18 protein-coding genes are annotated in these 14565 nt (G+C 76.5%); 11 read left to right on the forward strand and 7 right to left on the reverse strand.

All coding sequences use genetic code 11. The annotated features are described in order from the left end of the window. Positions 1-16: 16 nt before the first annotated feature. Positions 17-997 carry a 2,3,4,5-tetrahydropyridine-2,6-dicarboxylate N-succinyltransferase gene (gene dapD / locus BUE37_RS04130; RefSeq protein WP_083628265.1) on the reverse strand — a complete coding sequence of 327 codons (981 nt, stop codon included), beginning with the start codon at positions 995-997 and terminating at the stop codon, positions 17-19. 105 nt (positions 998-1102) lie between these two features. On the opposite strand from dapD, the gene dapE reads away from it, so the two are divergent. From dapE to BUE37_RS04150, 4 genes are read left to right on the forward strand one after another with little or no spacing between them, the layout of a single operon-like run. Then, complete coding sequence (gene dapE / locus BUE37_RS04135; protein WP_073418764.1) at positions 1103-2209, forward strand: succinyl-diaminopimelate desuccinylase; 1107 nt, start codon at positions 1103-1105, stop codon at positions 2207-2209. Next, complete coding sequence (locus tag BUE37_RS04140) at positions 2206-3048, forward strand: LOG family protein (RefSeq protein ID WP_073418765.1); 843 nt, start codon at positions 2206-2208, stop codon at positions 3046-3048. Before dapE ends, BUE37_RS04140 begins: the two co-directional genes overlap by 4 nt. An 8-nt stretch (positions 3049-3056) precedes the next feature. Next, positions 3057-3491: a DivIVA domain-containing protein gene (locus BUE37_RS04145; RefSeq protein WP_139252810.1), complete on the forward strand. Its 435-nt coding sequence runs from the start codon at positions 3057-3059 to the stop codon at positions 3489-3491. After that, a complete protein-coding gene (locus BUE37_RS04150) occupies positions 3484-3948 on the forward strand; it encodes an SRPBCC family protein (protein ID WP_073418766.1) in 465 nt (154 codons plus the stop codon). Before BUE37_RS04145 ends, BUE37_RS04150 begins: the two co-directional genes overlap by 8 nt. On the opposite strand, the gene BUE37_RS04155 is transcribed toward BUE37_RS04150, so the two are convergent. Further along, the gene (locus BUE37_RS04155; RefSeq protein ID WP_073418767.1) at positions 3936-4658 is read right to left on the reverse strand and encodes a cytochrome c oxidase assembly protein; all 723 of its coding nucleotides are present in this window, start codon (positions 4656-4658) and stop codon (positions 3936-3938) included. The two genes, BUE37_RS04150 and BUE37_RS04155, sit on opposite strands and share 13 nt — an antisense overlap. After that, the gene (locus tag BUE37_RS04160) at positions 4655-5116 is read right to left on the reverse strand and encodes a DUF2243 domain-containing protein (RefSeq protein WP_073418768.1); all 462 of its coding nucleotides are present in this window, start codon (positions 5114-5116) and stop codon (positions 4655-4657) included. The genes BUE37_RS04155 and BUE37_RS04160 overlap by 4 nt, the downstream gene beginning before the upstream one ends. A 108-nt stretch (positions 5117-5224) precedes the next feature. Between BUE37_RS04160 and BUE37_RS24750 the strand changes: the two genes are divergently transcribed. After that, positions 5225-6040, forward strand: coding sequence for a MerR family transcriptional regulator (locus BUE37_RS24750; RefSeq protein ID WP_073418769.1), 816 nt, complete (start codon positions 5225-5227; stop codon positions 6038-6040). On the opposite strand, the gene BUE37_RS04170 is transcribed toward BUE37_RS24750, so the two are convergent. Together BUE37_RS04170 and BUE37_RS04175 are read right to left on the reverse strand one after the other, a co-directional pair. Beyond that, a complete protein-coding gene (locus tag BUE37_RS04170; protein WP_073418770.1) occupies positions 6026-6658 on the reverse strand; it encodes a LysE family translocator in 633 nt (210 codons plus the stop codon). The two genes, BUE37_RS24750 and BUE37_RS04170, sit on opposite strands and share 15 nt — an antisense overlap. 25 nt (positions 6659-6683) lie before the next feature. Next, positions 6684-7319, reverse strand: a complete 636-nt coding sequence (locus BUE37_RS04175; protein WP_083628267.1) for a TetR/AcrR family transcriptional regulator C-terminal domain-containing protein — start codon at positions 7317-7319, stop codon at positions 6684-6686. A gap of 36 nt (positions 7320-7355) precedes the next feature. Here BUE37_RS04175 and BUE37_RS04180 point away from each other — a divergent pair, with 36 nt between their 5' ends. Then, a complete protein-coding gene (locus BUE37_RS04180; RefSeq protein WP_073418771.1) occupies positions 7356-8384 on the forward strand; it encodes an ATP-binding cassette domain-containing protein in 1029 nt (342 codons plus the stop codon). Further along, positions 8381-9229 (forward strand): ABC transporter permease, encoded by an 849-nt coding sequence (locus tag BUE37_RS04185; RefSeq protein ID WP_073418772.1) that lies wholly within the window; start codon positions 8381-8383, stop codon positions 9227-9229. Before BUE37_RS04180 ends, BUE37_RS04185 begins: the two co-directional genes overlap by 4 nt. Here BUE37_RS04185 and BUE37_RS04190 read toward each other — a convergent pair. Continuing rightward, the gene (locus tag BUE37_RS04190; RefSeq protein ID WP_073418773.1) at positions 9213-9554 is read right to left on the reverse strand and encodes a hypothetical protein; all 342 of its coding nucleotides are present in this window, start codon (positions 9552-9554) and stop codon (positions 9213-9215) included. The two genes, BUE37_RS04185 and BUE37_RS04190, sit on opposite strands and share 17 nt — an antisense overlap. A 72-nt stretch (positions 9555-9626) precedes the next feature. Between BUE37_RS04190 and BUE37_RS04195 the strand changes: the two genes are divergently transcribed. Then, entirely contained in the window at positions 9627-10517 is an 891-nt protein-coding gene (locus BUE37_RS04195) for a DMT family transporter (RefSeq protein ID WP_073418774.1), read from the forward strand. Between the two features lie 95 nt (positions 10518-10612). Here BUE37_RS04195 and BUE37_RS24335 read toward each other — a convergent pair whose 3' ends face one another. Next, a complete protein-coding gene (locus BUE37_RS24335; RefSeq protein WP_083628269.1) occupies positions 10613-11947 on the reverse strand; it encodes an HNH endonuclease signature motif containing protein in 1335 nt (444 codons plus the stop codon). Positions 11948-12106: 159 nt separating this feature from the next. Between BUE37_RS24335 and BUE37_RS04210 the strand changes: the two genes are divergently transcribed. From BUE37_RS04210 to BUE37_RS04220, 3 genes are all read left to right on the forward strand, one after another. After that, positions 12107-12661 carry a DNA-3-methyladenine glycosylase I gene (locus tag BUE37_RS04210; RefSeq protein WP_245794278.1) on the forward strand — a complete coding sequence of 185 codons (555 nt, stop codon included), beginning with the start codon at positions 12107-12109 and terminating at the stop codon, positions 12659-12661. A 117-nt stretch (positions 12662-12778) separates the two neighbouring features. Next, positions 12779-12946 (forward strand): DUF3117 domain-containing protein, encoded by a 168-nt coding sequence (locus BUE37_RS04215; protein WP_012947303.1) that lies wholly within the window; start codon positions 12779-12781, stop codon positions 12944-12946. A 98-nt stretch (positions 12947-13044) separates the two neighbouring features. After that, positions 13045-14562 carry a leucyl aminopeptidase family protein gene (locus tag BUE37_RS04220; protein ID WP_245794279.1) on the forward strand — a complete coding sequence of 506 codons (1518 nt, stop codon included), beginning with the start codon at positions 13045-13047 and terminating at the stop codon, positions 14560-14562. Positions 14563-14565 lie beyond the last annotated feature (3 nt).

Consider the following 14565-nt stretch of genomic DNA (forward strand, 5'->3'; position numbering starts at 1 on the left):
CGCTTCTAATGCCGCGTCAGTCGTTGGCGTGCAGCGCGGCGTTGAGGGCGCCCCAGTCGCCGGAGCGCGGCAGCGCCTCCAGCGCGCCGGTGACGCTGTTGCGGCGGAACAGCAGGCCGTCGCGGCCGGAGAGCTCGCGGGCCTTGACCACCGAGCCGTCGGGCAGCGTGACCCGGGACCCGGCGGTGACGTAGCAGCCGGCCTCGACGACGCAGCCGTCGCCCAGCGAGATGCCGATGCCGGCGTTGGCGCCGAGCAGGCACCCGCTGCCGATGGAGACGACCTCCCTGCCGCCCCCGGACAGCGTGCCCATGATCGACGCGCCGCCGCCGACGTCGCTGTCGGCGCCGACGACGACGCCCGCGCTGATCCGGCCCTCGACCATGGAGGGGCCGAGCGTGCCGGCGTTGTAGTTGACGAAGCCCTCGTGCATGACCGTCGTCCCCTCGGCCAGGTGCGCGCCCAGCCGCACCCGGTCGGCGTCGGCCACGCGCACGCCCGCGGGGAGCACGTAGTCGACCATCCGCGGGAACTTGTCCACCGACAGCACGGTCAGCGAGCCGTGCGCGGCGCGCAGGAGGGCGCGGCGCGCGGGGGTGAGCTCGGTGGCGAGCACCGGCCCGGCGCTGGTCCACGCGACGTTGGCCAGCAGGCCGAAGACGCCGTCCAGGCTCACCTCGCGCGGGCGGACGAGGCGGTGCGAGAGCAGGTGCAGCCGCAGGTAGACGTCGTGGGTGTCGGCCGGCGGGGCGCCGAGGTCGGCGATCACGGTGCGGACGCCGATCACCTCGACGCCGCGCGCGTCGTCGCTGCGCACCAGGCCGGAGAACTCGGTGCCGAGCTCGGCCTCCAGCTCCAGGGCGCCGAGCTGCTGCGTGCCGGACTCCCCGCCGGCGTCGCCGAGGGCGGGCGCGGGGTACCAGGTGTCCAGGACGGTCCCGGAGGCGGAGACGGTCGCGAGACCGGCGGCGACGGCGGAGCGGCTGGGGGAGGTCACCCCCCCGACGCTACCCAGGCCCGGCTCCCGGCCTCGTCCCGAGGCTCGCCGCGAGCTCGCGAGCGGTGAGGAGGACGAGGTCCTTCCACCGTAGGCTCGGGCACCGTGACCGGCGCGCCCGACCTCGACCTCTCCGCCGACGTCCTCGCGCTCACCCGGGCGCTGGTCGACACGCCGTCGGTGTCCGGCGACGAGCGCGCCCTCGCCGACGCCGTCGAGACGGCGCTGCGCGGCCTCGGCGGGCTGGAGGTCGAGCGGGTCGGCGACACCGTCCTCGCCCGCACGAACCTGGGCCGCGAGGGCCGCGTGGTGCTCGCCGGGCACCTGGACACCGTGCCGATCGCCGACAACGTGCCCAGCCGGCTCGAGGGCGACCGCCTGTACGGCTGTGGCACCAGCGACATGAAGTCCGGCGACGCGGTGATGCTGCGGCTGGCCGGCCGCTTCGGCGTCCCCGGGGCTGAGCCCGCGTACGACCTCACGTTCGTCTTCTACGACAACGAGGAGGTCGAGTCGGTCAAGAGCGGTCTCGGCCGGGTGGTGCGCGAGCGCCGGGGCTGGCTCTACGGCGACCTCGCCGTCCTGCTCGAGCCCACCGACGGTGAGATCGAGGCCGGTTGCCAGGGCACGTTGCGGGCGGTGATCGGGACGACGGGCCGGCGGGCGCACAGCGCGCGCAGCTGGCTCGGCGTCAACGCCATCCACGGGGTGGCGGGCGTCCTCGCCACGCTGGCGGCGTACCAGGCGCGCGAGGTCGACATCGACGGCTGCACCTACCGCGAGGGCCTCAACGCCGTGCGGATCGAGGGCGGGGTGGCCGGCAACGTCGTCCCCGACGAGTGCCGGGTGACGGTCAACTTCCGCTACGCCCCCGACCGCGACGAGGACGCCGCCGAGGCGCACGTGCGCGAGGTGTTCGCCGACGCGCTCGCCGCCGGCGCCACGCTGACCGTCGTCGACAACGCCGGCGGGGCGCTGCCCGGCCTGACCGAGCCCGCCGCCGAGGCCTTCGTGGCCGCCGTCGGCCGCCCCGCGCGGGCCAAGCTCGGCTGGACCGACGTCGCCCGCTTCGCCGCCCTGGGCATCCCGGCGGTCAACTACGGCCCCGGCGACCCGCAGCTCGCACACACCCGCGAGGAGTCCGTCCTGGTCGAGCGGCTGCAGCCGGCCGAGGACGCCCTGACCGCCTACCTGTCCGGAGGACGCGCATGACGACGATCCCCCCGCCCGAGGGCGCCCGGAAGCCCCGCCCGACGCGGCACCGCGGCCCGGTGGTGCTGCGCGGCGGCGAGCCCGACCCGCAGCGGGCCGGCACGACGACCGACCAGCGGCTGCTCGACCGGCGCGGGCCCACCGACTGGGTGCACACCGACCCGTGGCGCGTGCTGCGCATCCAGAGCGAGTTCGTCGAGGGCTTCGGCCTGCTCGCCGAGCTGCCGAAGGCGGTCAGCGTCTTCGGCAGCGCCCGCACCAAGCCCGACCACCCGCACTACGCGGCCGGCGTGCAGATCGGCGCGGCGCTGGCGGAGGCCGGCTACGCGGTCATCACCGGCGGCGGGCCGGGTGCCATGGAGGCGGCCAACCGCGGCGCGTCGGAGGCCGGCGGGCTGTCGGTGGGGCTGGGCATCGAGCTGCCGTTCGAGCAGGAGCTCAACGAGTGGGTCGACCTCGGCATCAGCTTCCGCTACTTCTTCGTCCGCAAGACGATGTTCGTGAAGTACGCGCAGGCCTTCGTCATCCTGCCCGGCGGCTTCGGCACCCTCGACGAGCTGTTCGAGGCGCTCACGCTGGTGCAGACCCGCAAGGTCACCCGGTTCCCGGTGATCCTGTTCGGCACCGAGTACTGGGCCGGGCTGGTCGACTGGATCCGCGGCACCCTGCTGGAGTCGGGCACGATCAGCGCCGGCGACCTCGACCTGTTCACCGTCACCGACGACGTCGACGTCGTCCTGGCGACGATCCGCGAGGCCGAGACCGCGCGGCAGAACGGCGAGGGCGGCGGCGGGATGCGCGCGCCGCTGCCCGGTCCGGTCGAGCCGGTCGAGGGCTGAGGGCGCCGGTGCTGTCCTTCCTCGTCGGGCTCGCCGCGGTCGCCGTCGTCGGGGCGCTGCTGTTCCTCGGCGGCTCGCTGCTGCTCGGGCGGGGCGAGACCCAGCCGCCGGCCGACCTGGACCGCTCGCCCGTCGAGCTGCCCGACGACCGGCCGGTGACGGGGGAGGACGTGCGCGGGCTGCAGGTGTCGGTGGCCGTGCGCGGCTACCGGATGACCGAGGTGGACTGGCTGCTCGAGCAGCTGGCCCAGGTGATCGAGGAGCGCGACGAGCAGATCGCCGCGCTGCGCGCCGAGCGGCCCGCCCGGGCGGCCGACGCCGACACCGACCCGGGGCTGACCCTGCCGGCCGGGACCGCGGGGGCATCCGCGGTGACCGCATCCGCGGGGGCCGCGGCGGCCGAAGAGGGATCCGTGGACGAGGGAGCGCGCGACGGTGCCTGAGCTGGTGCTGCCGGTGTCGGTGGAGGCGCCGCAGGAGCGGGTGTGGGCGGCGCTCACCGACTGGCGGTCGCAGGGCCGCTGGATGCCGGCCACCGACGTCGAGGTGGTCACCCCCGCCGAGGAGGGCGTCGGCGTGCGGCTGGCGGCCCGCACCGGCGTCCCGCTGCCGTGGCGGCGCGGCCGGCACCTCGGCGTGCTCGACACGATGGTGGTCACCGAGTGGGAGCCGCCGCGCCGGGTGGTCGTGCAGCACACCGGCCGGATCGTGCGCGGCCCCGGGATCTTCGAGCTGACGCCCACCGCGGCCGGCACCGACCTGGTGTGGACCGAGCGGCTGCACCTGCCGTTCGGGATCGTCGGCCGGCTGGGCTGGCCGCTGGTGAAGCCGGCCGTCGTCCTCGGTTTCCGGATCTCGCTGCGCCGCTTCGCCCGGTTCGCCGCGACCTACGCCGGCTGAGCGGCGGCGCGCACCGCCTCCCGGCTGGTGTACCAGCGCCGCCAGAGCACGGCGGCGGTCAGCAGGGTGAGCACCGTCCCGCCGTCGTACATCAGCCGCGCGCCCTCCTCGGCGCCGACGGTGCCGGCCGGCGGGTGCGCGTAGAGCACCTTCGCGAGGACGTCGTGCGCGGCGGCGCCGCCGGCCAGCGCCAGCGCCCGCACGCCCACGCCGCGCCGGTGCGGGGCGGGGTCGACGGCGAGCACCGACGCCGTCGCCAGGTAGCCGGCCACCAGCACGTGCGCGGACACCCCCGCCGACAGGACGGGGGAGTGGGCCAGCGCGCCGTGCAGCCCCGTGCCGTAGAGCAGCCACAGCCCGGCGGCGTTGAGCGGGACGGCGACCAGCGGGTCGGCGAGCCACCGCAGCGGGGCGGTGCGCAGCAGGCGGGCGAGCCGGCGCGCCTCGGCCGGCGGCAGCGCGCGCAGGGCCAGGGTCACCGGCGCCGCCAGCACCAGCAGCAGCGGCGCGGCCATGCCGAGCAGCAGGTGCCCGGCCATGTGCGCGCGCAGGTCGCCGTGCGCGCCCATCGGCCCGGCGACGGCGACCGCCGCGGCCGCGACGCCGGCCAGCCACGACGCCGTGCGGGCCAGCGGCCACGGGCTGCGGCAGCGCCACGTGGCGCCGACGTAGGCGCCGGCGGCGAGCAGCGCCAGCACCACCGCGGTCACGCCGCGGGCACCCGCCGGGCGCGCAGCAGCAGCGCGACGCCGGCGACGAGCAGGAGGACGCCGGGCAGCACCCACGCGACGTCATAGCCGGTCAGGTCGACGCCGTAGCGGACCTGGTGCAGCCGCAGCACCTTGTGGTGCACCAGGCCGTCCCAGGTCTGGAACGCCCCCGCGCCGGTGAGCAGCGCGCCCCACCACAGCGGGGGCAGGAACCGGCCGCGACGGCGGGCGTCGGCCATCAGCGCCATGCCGGCGACGGCGGCCGAGAAGGTGCCGGCGTGCAGCAGCCCGTCGGAGACCAGGCCCGCCGCGCCGCTGGCCCGGTCGTAGAAGTGGTGCCAGTGCAGGAGCTGGTGGAAGACGATCTCGTCGACCGCCCCCGCCACGCCCGCGCCGAGCAGCAGGCCGGAGACCAGCAGCCGGCGGCGGGCCGGCGGTCGGGTGGATGCGTCGGCCACGCGGGCCTCCCGTCGTCGCAGGTGCTCCGGCGCTGCCCGGCCGGGCCGGGGCGGAAACCGCGGGCCGGACTGGACCCGGCCCCTGGGGCATGCCGCAGGCTCGACGGCGTGAGCGGAGACCTGCTGCGGCCCGGGGAGTTCCTGCGCCGCACCCGGCTGTCGGCCAAGGCGCTGCGGCTCTACGCCGAGCAGGGCCTGCTGGTGCCCGACGCCGTCGACCCGTGGACCGGCCACCGCGGCTACGCCGTCGCGCAGGTGGCCCGGGCCCGGCTGATCGCCGCGCTGCGCCGGGCGGGCATGCCGCTGGCGCGGGTGCGTGACGTCGTCGACCTCGAGCCGGGCGCCCGCCGGGCGGCCGTGGCCCGCTGGTGGGACGGCGTGGAGGAGGACCTGCGGCGGCGCCGGGACCTGGTGACCGCCCTGACCGCGGAGACCGAGGAGGACGACGTGCGCGAGGTGACCCTGCGCGAGGTGCCGGGCCGGACGGTGCTGACCGCCGAGCGGCGGCTGACGGTCGACGAGCTCGACGCGTTCATCACCGGGGCGGGGGAGGAGATCGACGCGCACCTCGCACGCTGCGGCGCGCGGCCGGCCGGGCCGCTGCGCGTCGTCTACCACGGGATGGTCACCGAGGACGGCGACGGCCCGGTCGAGGTGGTGCGGCCGTTCACCGGCTCCGTCGAGCCGGCCGGCGACCTGCGGATCCGGCTGCAGCACGCCGGGCGGGAGGCGGTCACCTGCCTGTCGCGGCGGGAGGCGGAGTTCCCCGGCATCCTGCGCGCCTACGACGCCGTCGGCGCGTGGGTGGACGCCCGGGGCCTCGAGCGGGCCGGCAGCCCGGCCGAGGTCTACCTGAGCGCGCGCGACGCCGACCCCGACGAGCCGCACGTCGAGGTGGCCTGGCCGGTGTCAGGTCCCGCGTGAGACGGCGAGCCGGGCGCCGAAGGCGAGCAGCGCGCAGCCGGTGACCGCGTCGAGCGCCCGCCGGACGGGGCGGCGCGCCAGCACCCGGCGGGCCCGGGACAGGCCGGCCACCAGGAGCAGCAGCCACACCAGGCCGACGGCGGCGTGGGTGAGCGCGTAGGCCAGCAGCACGGGCACCGGCGTCCCCGGCGCGAGGAACTGCGGCAGCACGGCCAGGTAGAAGGCGAGCACCTTCGGGTTGGTGACGTTGCTGAGGAAGCCCTGGCGCAGGCCGGTCAGCGCGGCCCGGCCGGCCGCGGGGCCGCCGTCGTCGAGGTCGGGGTAGCGGCCGCGCACCGCCGAGCGGAAGGCCTGCAGCGCGAGGAACGTCAGGTAGGCGACGCCGGCCCAGCGGATCGCCTGGAACAGCGGCTCCACCCGGACGACGAGGGCGGCCAGCCCGGTCGCGGCCGCGGCGCCCTGCAGGACGTTGGAGACGGTGATGCCGACCGCGCTCCACGAGCCGCGGACCCGCCCGCCGCCGAGGGTGTTGCGCAGGACGACGGCGACGTCCGGGCCGGGCACGAGCACCAGCACGACGGCGAGGACCACGAAGGTCCCGTAGCCCGACCACCCCACGGGCCGACGGTACCGAGCGCGCCGGTCAGGACCCGGCGACCGCGGTCCCGCGCGCGCGTTCCTCGAGCCGGGCGCGCAGCCCGCCGACGAACAGCGCCAGCCCCTCCTCGAACCGCTCGTCGTCGCCGCCGGCGGTCCGGGCGGCGGCGGCGACCGTGGGGAACCCCGCCATGTCGCCGCCGGGCTGCTCCTCCAGCGGCCGGTCACGGTCGGCCTGGGTCTCGAGGGCGTCGCCGAGGATGAACGAGCCGAGCGCGGTGAGCACCCGCACCGCCTCGCCCGGCTCGAGCCCGGCCCCGACGAGGACGCCGAGGGTGCGCTCGATGCCGGGCAGCGAGTCCTCGGTCGGCCGGTTGCCGGCGACCACCTGCACGCTGTCGCGGTGGGCCAGCAGCAGCGCCCGTCGCACCCGGCTCGCCTCGGCCAGCCACTCCCACACCGGCTCGCCGGGGTGCGGCGCCCGGGTGCTCTCCGGGACGTCGGCCAGCACGCGGTCGGCCACCAGGTCGAGCAGGTGCCGCTTGTCCCTGACGTGCCAGTAGAGGGTCGGGGCGCTCACGCCGAGCCGGGCGGCCACGCCGCGCAGGGTCAGTCCCGCGAGGCCCTCCTCGTCGAGGACCTCGACGGCGGCGCGGACGACGTCGTCGCGGGAGATCGGCACCTTGACACTCTAACGGTGTTCGAGGACGCTGCCGGGGTGACTCTAACGGCGTTAGGGACCCCGTCGGGGGAGGCCGGCACCGGGCGGCCGCCCGCGGTGGAGGTCAGCGGCCTGGTCAAGACGTTTGGCGACGTCGAGGCCGTCCGCGGGATCGACCTGTCGGTCCGCGCGGGCGAGCTGTTCGGCTTCCTCGGCCCGAACGGGGCGGGCAAGTCCACCACCATCCAGATCCTCTGCACGCTGCTGCGGCCCACGGCGGGCGCCGCACGGGTGGCCGGCTTCGACGTCGTCCGCGACCGCACGGAGGTGCGGCGGCACATCGGCCTGGTCTTCCAGGAGACGACGCTCGACGCGCACCTCACCGCCGAGCAGAACCTGCGGTTTCACGCCGACATCTACGGGATGCCGAAGGCCGAGGTCGGGCCGCGGATCGACGCCGTCCTGGAGATGGTCGGCCTCACCGACCGGCGCCGCTCGCTGGTCCGCACCTTCTCCGGCGGCATGAAGCGCCGGCTGGAGATCGCCCGCGGGCTGCTGCACTCGCCGCGCGTGCTCTTCCTCGACGAGCCGACGATCGGCCTGGACCCCGAGTCGCGGGCGGGTCTGTGGGGCTACGTCGACCGGCTGCGCGCCGAGGAGGACATCACCGTCTTCCTCACCACGCACTACATGGACGAGGCCGAGCGCTGCGACCGCATCGCGATCGTCGACTCCGGCCGGATCGGCGCGCTGGACACCCCGTCGGCGCTCAAGGCGAGCGTCGGCGCCGACCGGGTGCGGGTGCGCACCGCCGACGACGACGCGGCCGAGGCCCTCGTGCGGGAGCGGCTCGGCGTCGAGACCGCCCGCGAGGACGGCGTGCTGGTCGTGCTCGCCCCCGACGGCGAGCGCTTCGTCCCGCGGCTGTTCGAGCTCGGCCTGACGGTGCGCTCGGTCAGCGTCTCGCGCCCCACCCTCGACGACGTCTTCCTCGCCTACACCGGCGCGCGGATGTCCGAGCGCCAGGCGGCGGCCGGTGGGCCCGCGCGGAGCCCGGTGGCCGGCCCGGCCGGAGGTCGGCGGTGACGGCCACGACCGCGCCGGTCCGGCTCGGCGGGCGCGGGCTGCGTCACGAGCTGCGCGCCGTGCGGGTCGTCTGGCACCGCGACCTGCTGCGCTTCCGCACCGACCGCGGCCGGATCCTGTCCTCGTTCGCCCAGCCGCTGCTGTTCCTGTTCGTGCTGGGGCAGGGCCTGGGCGCCACCCTGCCGGTGGGCACCTTCGGCGACGCCGGCTACTCGACGTTCCTGTTCCCCGGCGTGCTAGCCACCTCGGTCATGTTCACCGCCGTCTTCTCGGCGATCTCGATCGTCTGGGACCGCGAGCTCGGCTTCCTGCGCGAGATGCTCGTGGCGCCCGTGGGCCGCACCAGCATCGTGCTCGGCAAGGCGCTCGGCGGGGCGACGGTGGCCACCCTCCAGTCGGTGGTGCTGCTGGCGCTGGCCGGGCTGGTCGGCGTCCCCTACGACCCGGTGATGATGCTCGCCACGGTCGGGCTGCTGTTCGTCGTCGCCTTCGCCATCACCGCGCTGGGTCTGGTGATCGCCGTCCGGGTCGACCAGATCCAGACCGTCATGCCGCGGGTGCAGCTCCTGCTCGCGCCGCTGATGTTCCTCTCCGGCGCGTTCTTCCCGGTCTCGGGCCAGCTGCCCGGGTGGCTGCACGCGCTGGCGCTGGCCAACCCGATCACCTACGGCGTCGACGCGGTGCGGCGGGTGGTGCTCTCCCGCGTCGACCCGTCGATCGGCGACTCCGTGGCCCTGCACTGGGGGAGCTGGCCGGTGCCGGTGTGGCTCGACGTCGTCCTGGTGGCCGGCGTCGGCGGGGTGCTGCTCGCCGTCGCCGCGTGGATGTTCAGCCGCCCCGAGTAGCGCGGGAGGCCACGAACGCCATGGCCTCCTCGGCGAGCGCGAGGTCGGACGCGGGCGTGCCGTGGTCGAGGGCCACCCACTCGCGCATCGGCGTGCCGTTGGCCGCGGCGAACGGCAGCCCGGTGCCGGCGGTGACGAGCCCCTCCACCCGGTGGGCGGGGAGCTTCAGCACCAGCGCCCCGCCGACGACCATCGCGAAGATCGACCCGTGCACCGTCAGGGCGGCCGAGCCGAAGCCGCGCCGGCCGCTCGCGCCGGGCGGGCCGACGCCGGGCCGGGTGGCCAGGGCCTCGACCAGGGAGGCGAAACGCGCGTCGGGGTCCATGACGGGACAGTCCACGGCGGCGCGGCGGGACGTGCAACGGGAACCGTCGCGGGGGCCGGGCAGGATGGCGCGGTGAGCCGTCGCGGGTGGGTGCTGTTCCTGGCGATGTCGGTCATCTGGGGCGTGCCGTACCTGCTGATCAAGGTGGCCGTCGAGGAGACGTCGCCGGTGGTCGTGGTGTTCGTCCGGTGCGTCGTCGGGGCCGCCGTGCTGCTGCCGCTGGTCCTGGCCCGCGGGCAGGTGCGCCCCGCGCTGCGGCACTGGCGGCCGCTGCTGGCGTTCACCGTGCTGGAGATGACGGGGCCCTGGCTGCTGCTGTCCTACGCCGAGGTGACGCTGTCGAGCTCGCTGACCGGGCTGCTGGTCGCCTCGGTGCCCTTCGTCGCGGCCGTCGCCGCGCGGCTGGTCGGCGGGGAGGAGCGGCTCACCGCGGTGCGGCTGGCGGGGATGGGGCTCGGCGTCGTGGGCATCGTGGCGCTGCTCGGGCTCGACGTCGAGGGCATCGCGCTGCTGCCGGTGCTCGCGGTGGTGGCGGTGGTGGTCGGCTACGGCACCGCGCCGCTGATCGCCAACCGTGCGCTGGCCGACGTCCCGGGAGTGGCGGTCAGCGCGATCGCCCTGGTGCTCACCGCGGTGGTCTACGCGCCGTTCGCGGTGCCGCGGCTCGGGCAGCTGGGGTCGGCGTCGGTGCCCGCGCTGGGCTCGCTGGTCGTCCTCGGGGTGGTCTGCACGGCGCTCGCGCTGGTGCTGTTCTTCGCGCTCATCCGCGAGGTCGGCCCGCAGCGCGCGCTGGTGATCACCTTCGTCAACCCGGCCGTCGCCGTCCTGGCCGGTGTGCTGCTGCTCGACGAGCCCTTCACCCTGGGCCTCGCCGTCGGCCTGCCGCTCGTGCTGGCGGGTTGCGCGCTCGCCACCCGCCGCAACGCGCCCGCGACGGCCGCGGTGGAGTCGCCCGTCCCCTGAGCCCGCTCGGCGGCACGGGCTGCCGCCGCTGGCCGGTCCGAGCGTGCCGAGGGCAGCGCTGGTCCCGCGCATGACGAGCGCGGTCGGTCAGGTGCTCACGCCACCCCGGCCCTGAGGGGTGCCGGGGTGGTGATCTCGGTGCCGTCCGGCCGCCAGGTGTGCCATCGGCCGTCCGGTTGTCGTTGCACGCGGAAGCCGGAGTGGACCTCGGTGTGGTGGCGTTCGCACAGCAGCGCCGAGTTCTGCAGCGAGGTGGGTCCGCCGTCGAGCCAGTGCACGAGGTGGTGGACGTCGCACCACCAGGTGGGGGCGCCGCAGCCGGTGAACACGCAGCCACCGTCGCGGACCTCCGCGGCGCGGCGGACGTGCCGGTCGGCCAGCCGCTGCTCCCGGCCCAGGTCGAGCGGGACGCCGTCGGGGCCGAGCACCACGCGGGTGATCGCGCCGTCGCAGGCCAGCCAGCGGGCGGTGGCCGCGGGGACCACGGCGCCGGACCCGAGGGTCGCGCTGCCCCGCCACCGCGGCAGAGGGGGCGTCCTGCTCGACTCGGTGTCGGTGTCGGTGTCGGTGTCGGTGTCGGTGTCCGGCTCGGAGGTCGGGTCGATCCCGGTCGCGGTGTCGGCCTGGGCGTCGCCGTCGGTCCCGGCTCCTGGGCCGGTCGGGGCGTGGTCGGCCGGGCAGGCGGGGTCGTGCAGGTCCTCCGCGTCGACCTTCACCACGACCTGCGGCTTGACCCCGCGCAGCCGCGGGGTGCTGCCCGAAGCGAGGGCGGTGTCGGCGAGTTGCACGGCGCCGTCGGCGAGCCGCTGGGCGCGGGTGCGGTCGTCGCCGGCGGGCCGGTCGGCCTGCACGTGTGCCTCCACCGCGGTGGCGAAGCGTTCGGCACCGACCGGGTCGAGGTGCAGGTGGAAGGAGACGGTGCCGTCGGCGTGGCGGACCACCGACATGCGCCGCCCCTCGGTCGGGTCCGGCTCGGGCCCGTCGGGATCGAGCGCGTTGCAGTAGCGCTTCACCACGACGACCAGGGCGTCGTGCTCCTGCTCGATCGCCACGGCGGTGAGGACGGCGTCGATCTCGCCCAGGTCCACGCCCTGCGCTGCGGCGGCGGCGAGCCGTTCCGGGGTGGTCACCTCCGCGGTCACGGCCACCTGGGCGGTGGTCACCAGCCCGGCGTCGTGCGCCTCGGCCAGGGCGGGCAGGTGCTCCAGCGCGCGGGCGTTGTGCGCCGGCCGGGACGCCTCGCGCCCGGACAGCCGGCAGTGCCCGCGCAGCCACGACGCCATGCTCGTCAGCCCGTCGCGTTCGGGAGCGGAGGACAGCTCCGCGGCCCGCACCGCGCGGGCGAGGCGGGCGTCGATCCGGTTGCGCTCGGCGACCAGCGCGGCGACGTCGTCGAGGACGTCACCGGCGTCGATCCTACTCGAACACATGTACGGAGTCTACCGCCGCGAGCGTGGTGCGGCGACCCGTATCCCCAGGTCAGGAGCCTGTCCACAGATCTCGGGAGGGGCTTGCGGACCGACCGCGCGGAGCGGACAACGGGAGCCATGACGACCGACGTGTCCCTGCCCGCCGCTAGCGTCCCCGCCGTGGAACCCGACCGCGTCCGCTGCGCCTGGGGGGACAGCGCCCCCGAGTACGCGCGCTACCACGACGAGGAGTGGGGGACCCCGTTGCGGGGCGACGACGCCCTGTTCGAGCGGCTCAGCCTCGAGGCGTTCCAGTCCGGCCTGTCGTGGCTCACCATCCTGCGCAAGCGCCCGGCCTTCCGGGCCGCCTTCGCCGGCTTCTCCATCGACGCGGTGGCCGCCTTCACCGAGGAGGACGAGGCGCGGCTGATGGCCGACGCCGGCATCGTCCGCAACCGCGCCAAGGTCACCGCCGCCATCCGCAACGCCCGCGCCGCCCAGCAGATCGACGGCGGCCTGTCCGACCTCCTGTGGTCGTTCGCGCCTCCCGGCCCGCGGGCCCGCCCGGCCACCCTCGCCGACGTGCCGGCCACCAGCCCGGAGTCGGTCGCGATGGCCAAGGAGCTCAAGCGCCGGGGCTTCGCCTTCGTCGGGCCCACGACCGCCTATGCCCTCATGCAGGCCACCGGCATGGTCGACGACCACGTCGCGACCTGCTTCCGGGCGACCCCCTGACGGGGCTCGTGTTGGAACCGCGGCGGGGATACGGGATCATGGGACAGAGCTACGCACCGAGGAACAGCCACACCGCCGTCGCAGAGGGGCCGCGGGTGGCCGGCGAAGGAGGCACGCATGGCGGCCATGAAGCCGCGCACGGGTGAAGGTCCCCTGGAGGTCACCAAGGAGGGGCGCGGCCTGGTCATGCGGGTGCCGCTCGAGGGCGGCGGCCGCCTGGTCGTCGAGCTGTCGCCCGACGAGGCCGCGGCGCTCTCCGAGGCCCTGAAGGGCGCGACCAGCTGAACGTCTCCGCGAGCCTGCCCTCGGGCAGCCCCGCGCAGGACGACGCGGCCCCGGCCGCCGGCAGCACGCCGGCGACCGGGGCCGCCCCCTTGCCCCGGGTGGAGCTGCTCGCGGCGCTGCCGGACCTCGGTGAGGACGACGTCCTCGCCGTCCCGGTCGGCGCCGGCGGCGCGCTGCCCCCGTGGCTCACCTCGCCGGCGCCCGGCACGCCGCCGCCGGTCCCGGCCGAGCTGCTCGCCGGCGCGCTCGCCGACACCGGCAACACCGGGAAGGCCGGCGGCATCACCAACCTGCCCGTCCCCGGCCGCCGCCCGCGCAGCGTCGTCGCCGTCGGCACCGGCGACGGGACGATGCCGCACCTGCGTTCGTTCGTCGCCACCGTGGTGCGCCGCGCGCAGACCCTCGCCGAGCACGGCGCCGGCCGCCTCGTGCTGCCGCTGGACACCGCGCTCGCCCCCGCCGGCGCCGACGAGGTGCGCGCCGCCGTCGAGGCCGCGCTGCTGGCCGGGTACCGGTTCCGCGAGTCCTCCCGCCCGCACCCGCCGCGGCTGGCGACCGTGGCCGCCGTCGCCACCGACGCCGCCGACCCGGCGGTGGCCGACGCGGCCCGCGCCGGCGAGGTCACCGCCCGCGCCGTCGCCTGGGCCCGCGACCTGGTCAACACCCCGCCCGACACCGGCAACCCGGCCTGGCTCGCGCAGCAGGCGGTCGACCGGCTCGGCGGCCTGCCGCACGTCACCGTGACCGTGCTCGGCCCCGGGGAGCTCGCCGCGGGCGGCTTCGGCGGGGTCCTCGCCGTCGGGGGCGGCTCGGCGTCCCCGCCGCGGCTCGTCGTCGTCGCCTATGACCCGCCGGGCGCCGGGGCCCCGCACCCCGTGCTCGTCGGCAAGGGCATCACCTACGACACCGGCGGCATCCAGATCAAGCACGGCCCCGGCATGCGCGACATGAAGACCGACATGGCCGGGGGAGCGGCGGTGCTGGCCGCGGTCGACGCCGCCGCCCGCCTGGAGCTGCCGGTGCGGGTCACCGCCGTCGTCCCGGCCGCCGAGAACGCGGTGTCGGGCTCGTCCTACCGGCCGGCCGACGTCATCCGGCACGTCGGCGGGCGCACCACCGAGGTGCAGAACACCGACGCCGAGGGGCGCCTCGTCCTCGCCGACGGCCTCGCGCACGCCCGCCTGCACCTCGGCGCCACCGCGCTGGTCGACGTCGCCACGCTCACCGGCGCCATGAAGGTCGCGCTCGGCGCGCGCACCGCCGGCCTCTACGCCACCACCGACGGCCTGGCCGACGCGCTGTCCACGGCCGCGCTGCACGCCGGCGAGCGGGTCTGGCGGATGCCGCTGGACGAGGAGTACGCGCCGCAGCTGGCCAGCGACGTCGCCGACGCCACCAACGCCCCCGGCAACCCCGGCGGCACCACCGCGGCGCTGTTCCTGCGGCCCTTCGCCGGCGACCTGCCCTGGGCGCACCTCGACGTCGCCGGACCGGCCCGCGCCGGCTCCGACGACGCCGAGGTGGTCAAGGGCGGCACCGGCTTCGGCGCCCGCACCCTGCTGCGCTGGCTGGAGGCCGGGGCGCCGGTCGACCCGCCGCCCGTCACCACGGACTGAGGA

Source organism: Geodermatophilus nigrescens (genome assembly GCF_900129495.1).
GTDB lineage: Bacteria > Actinomycetota > Actinomycetes > Mycobacteriales > Geodermatophilaceae > Geodermatophilus > Geodermatophilus nigrescens.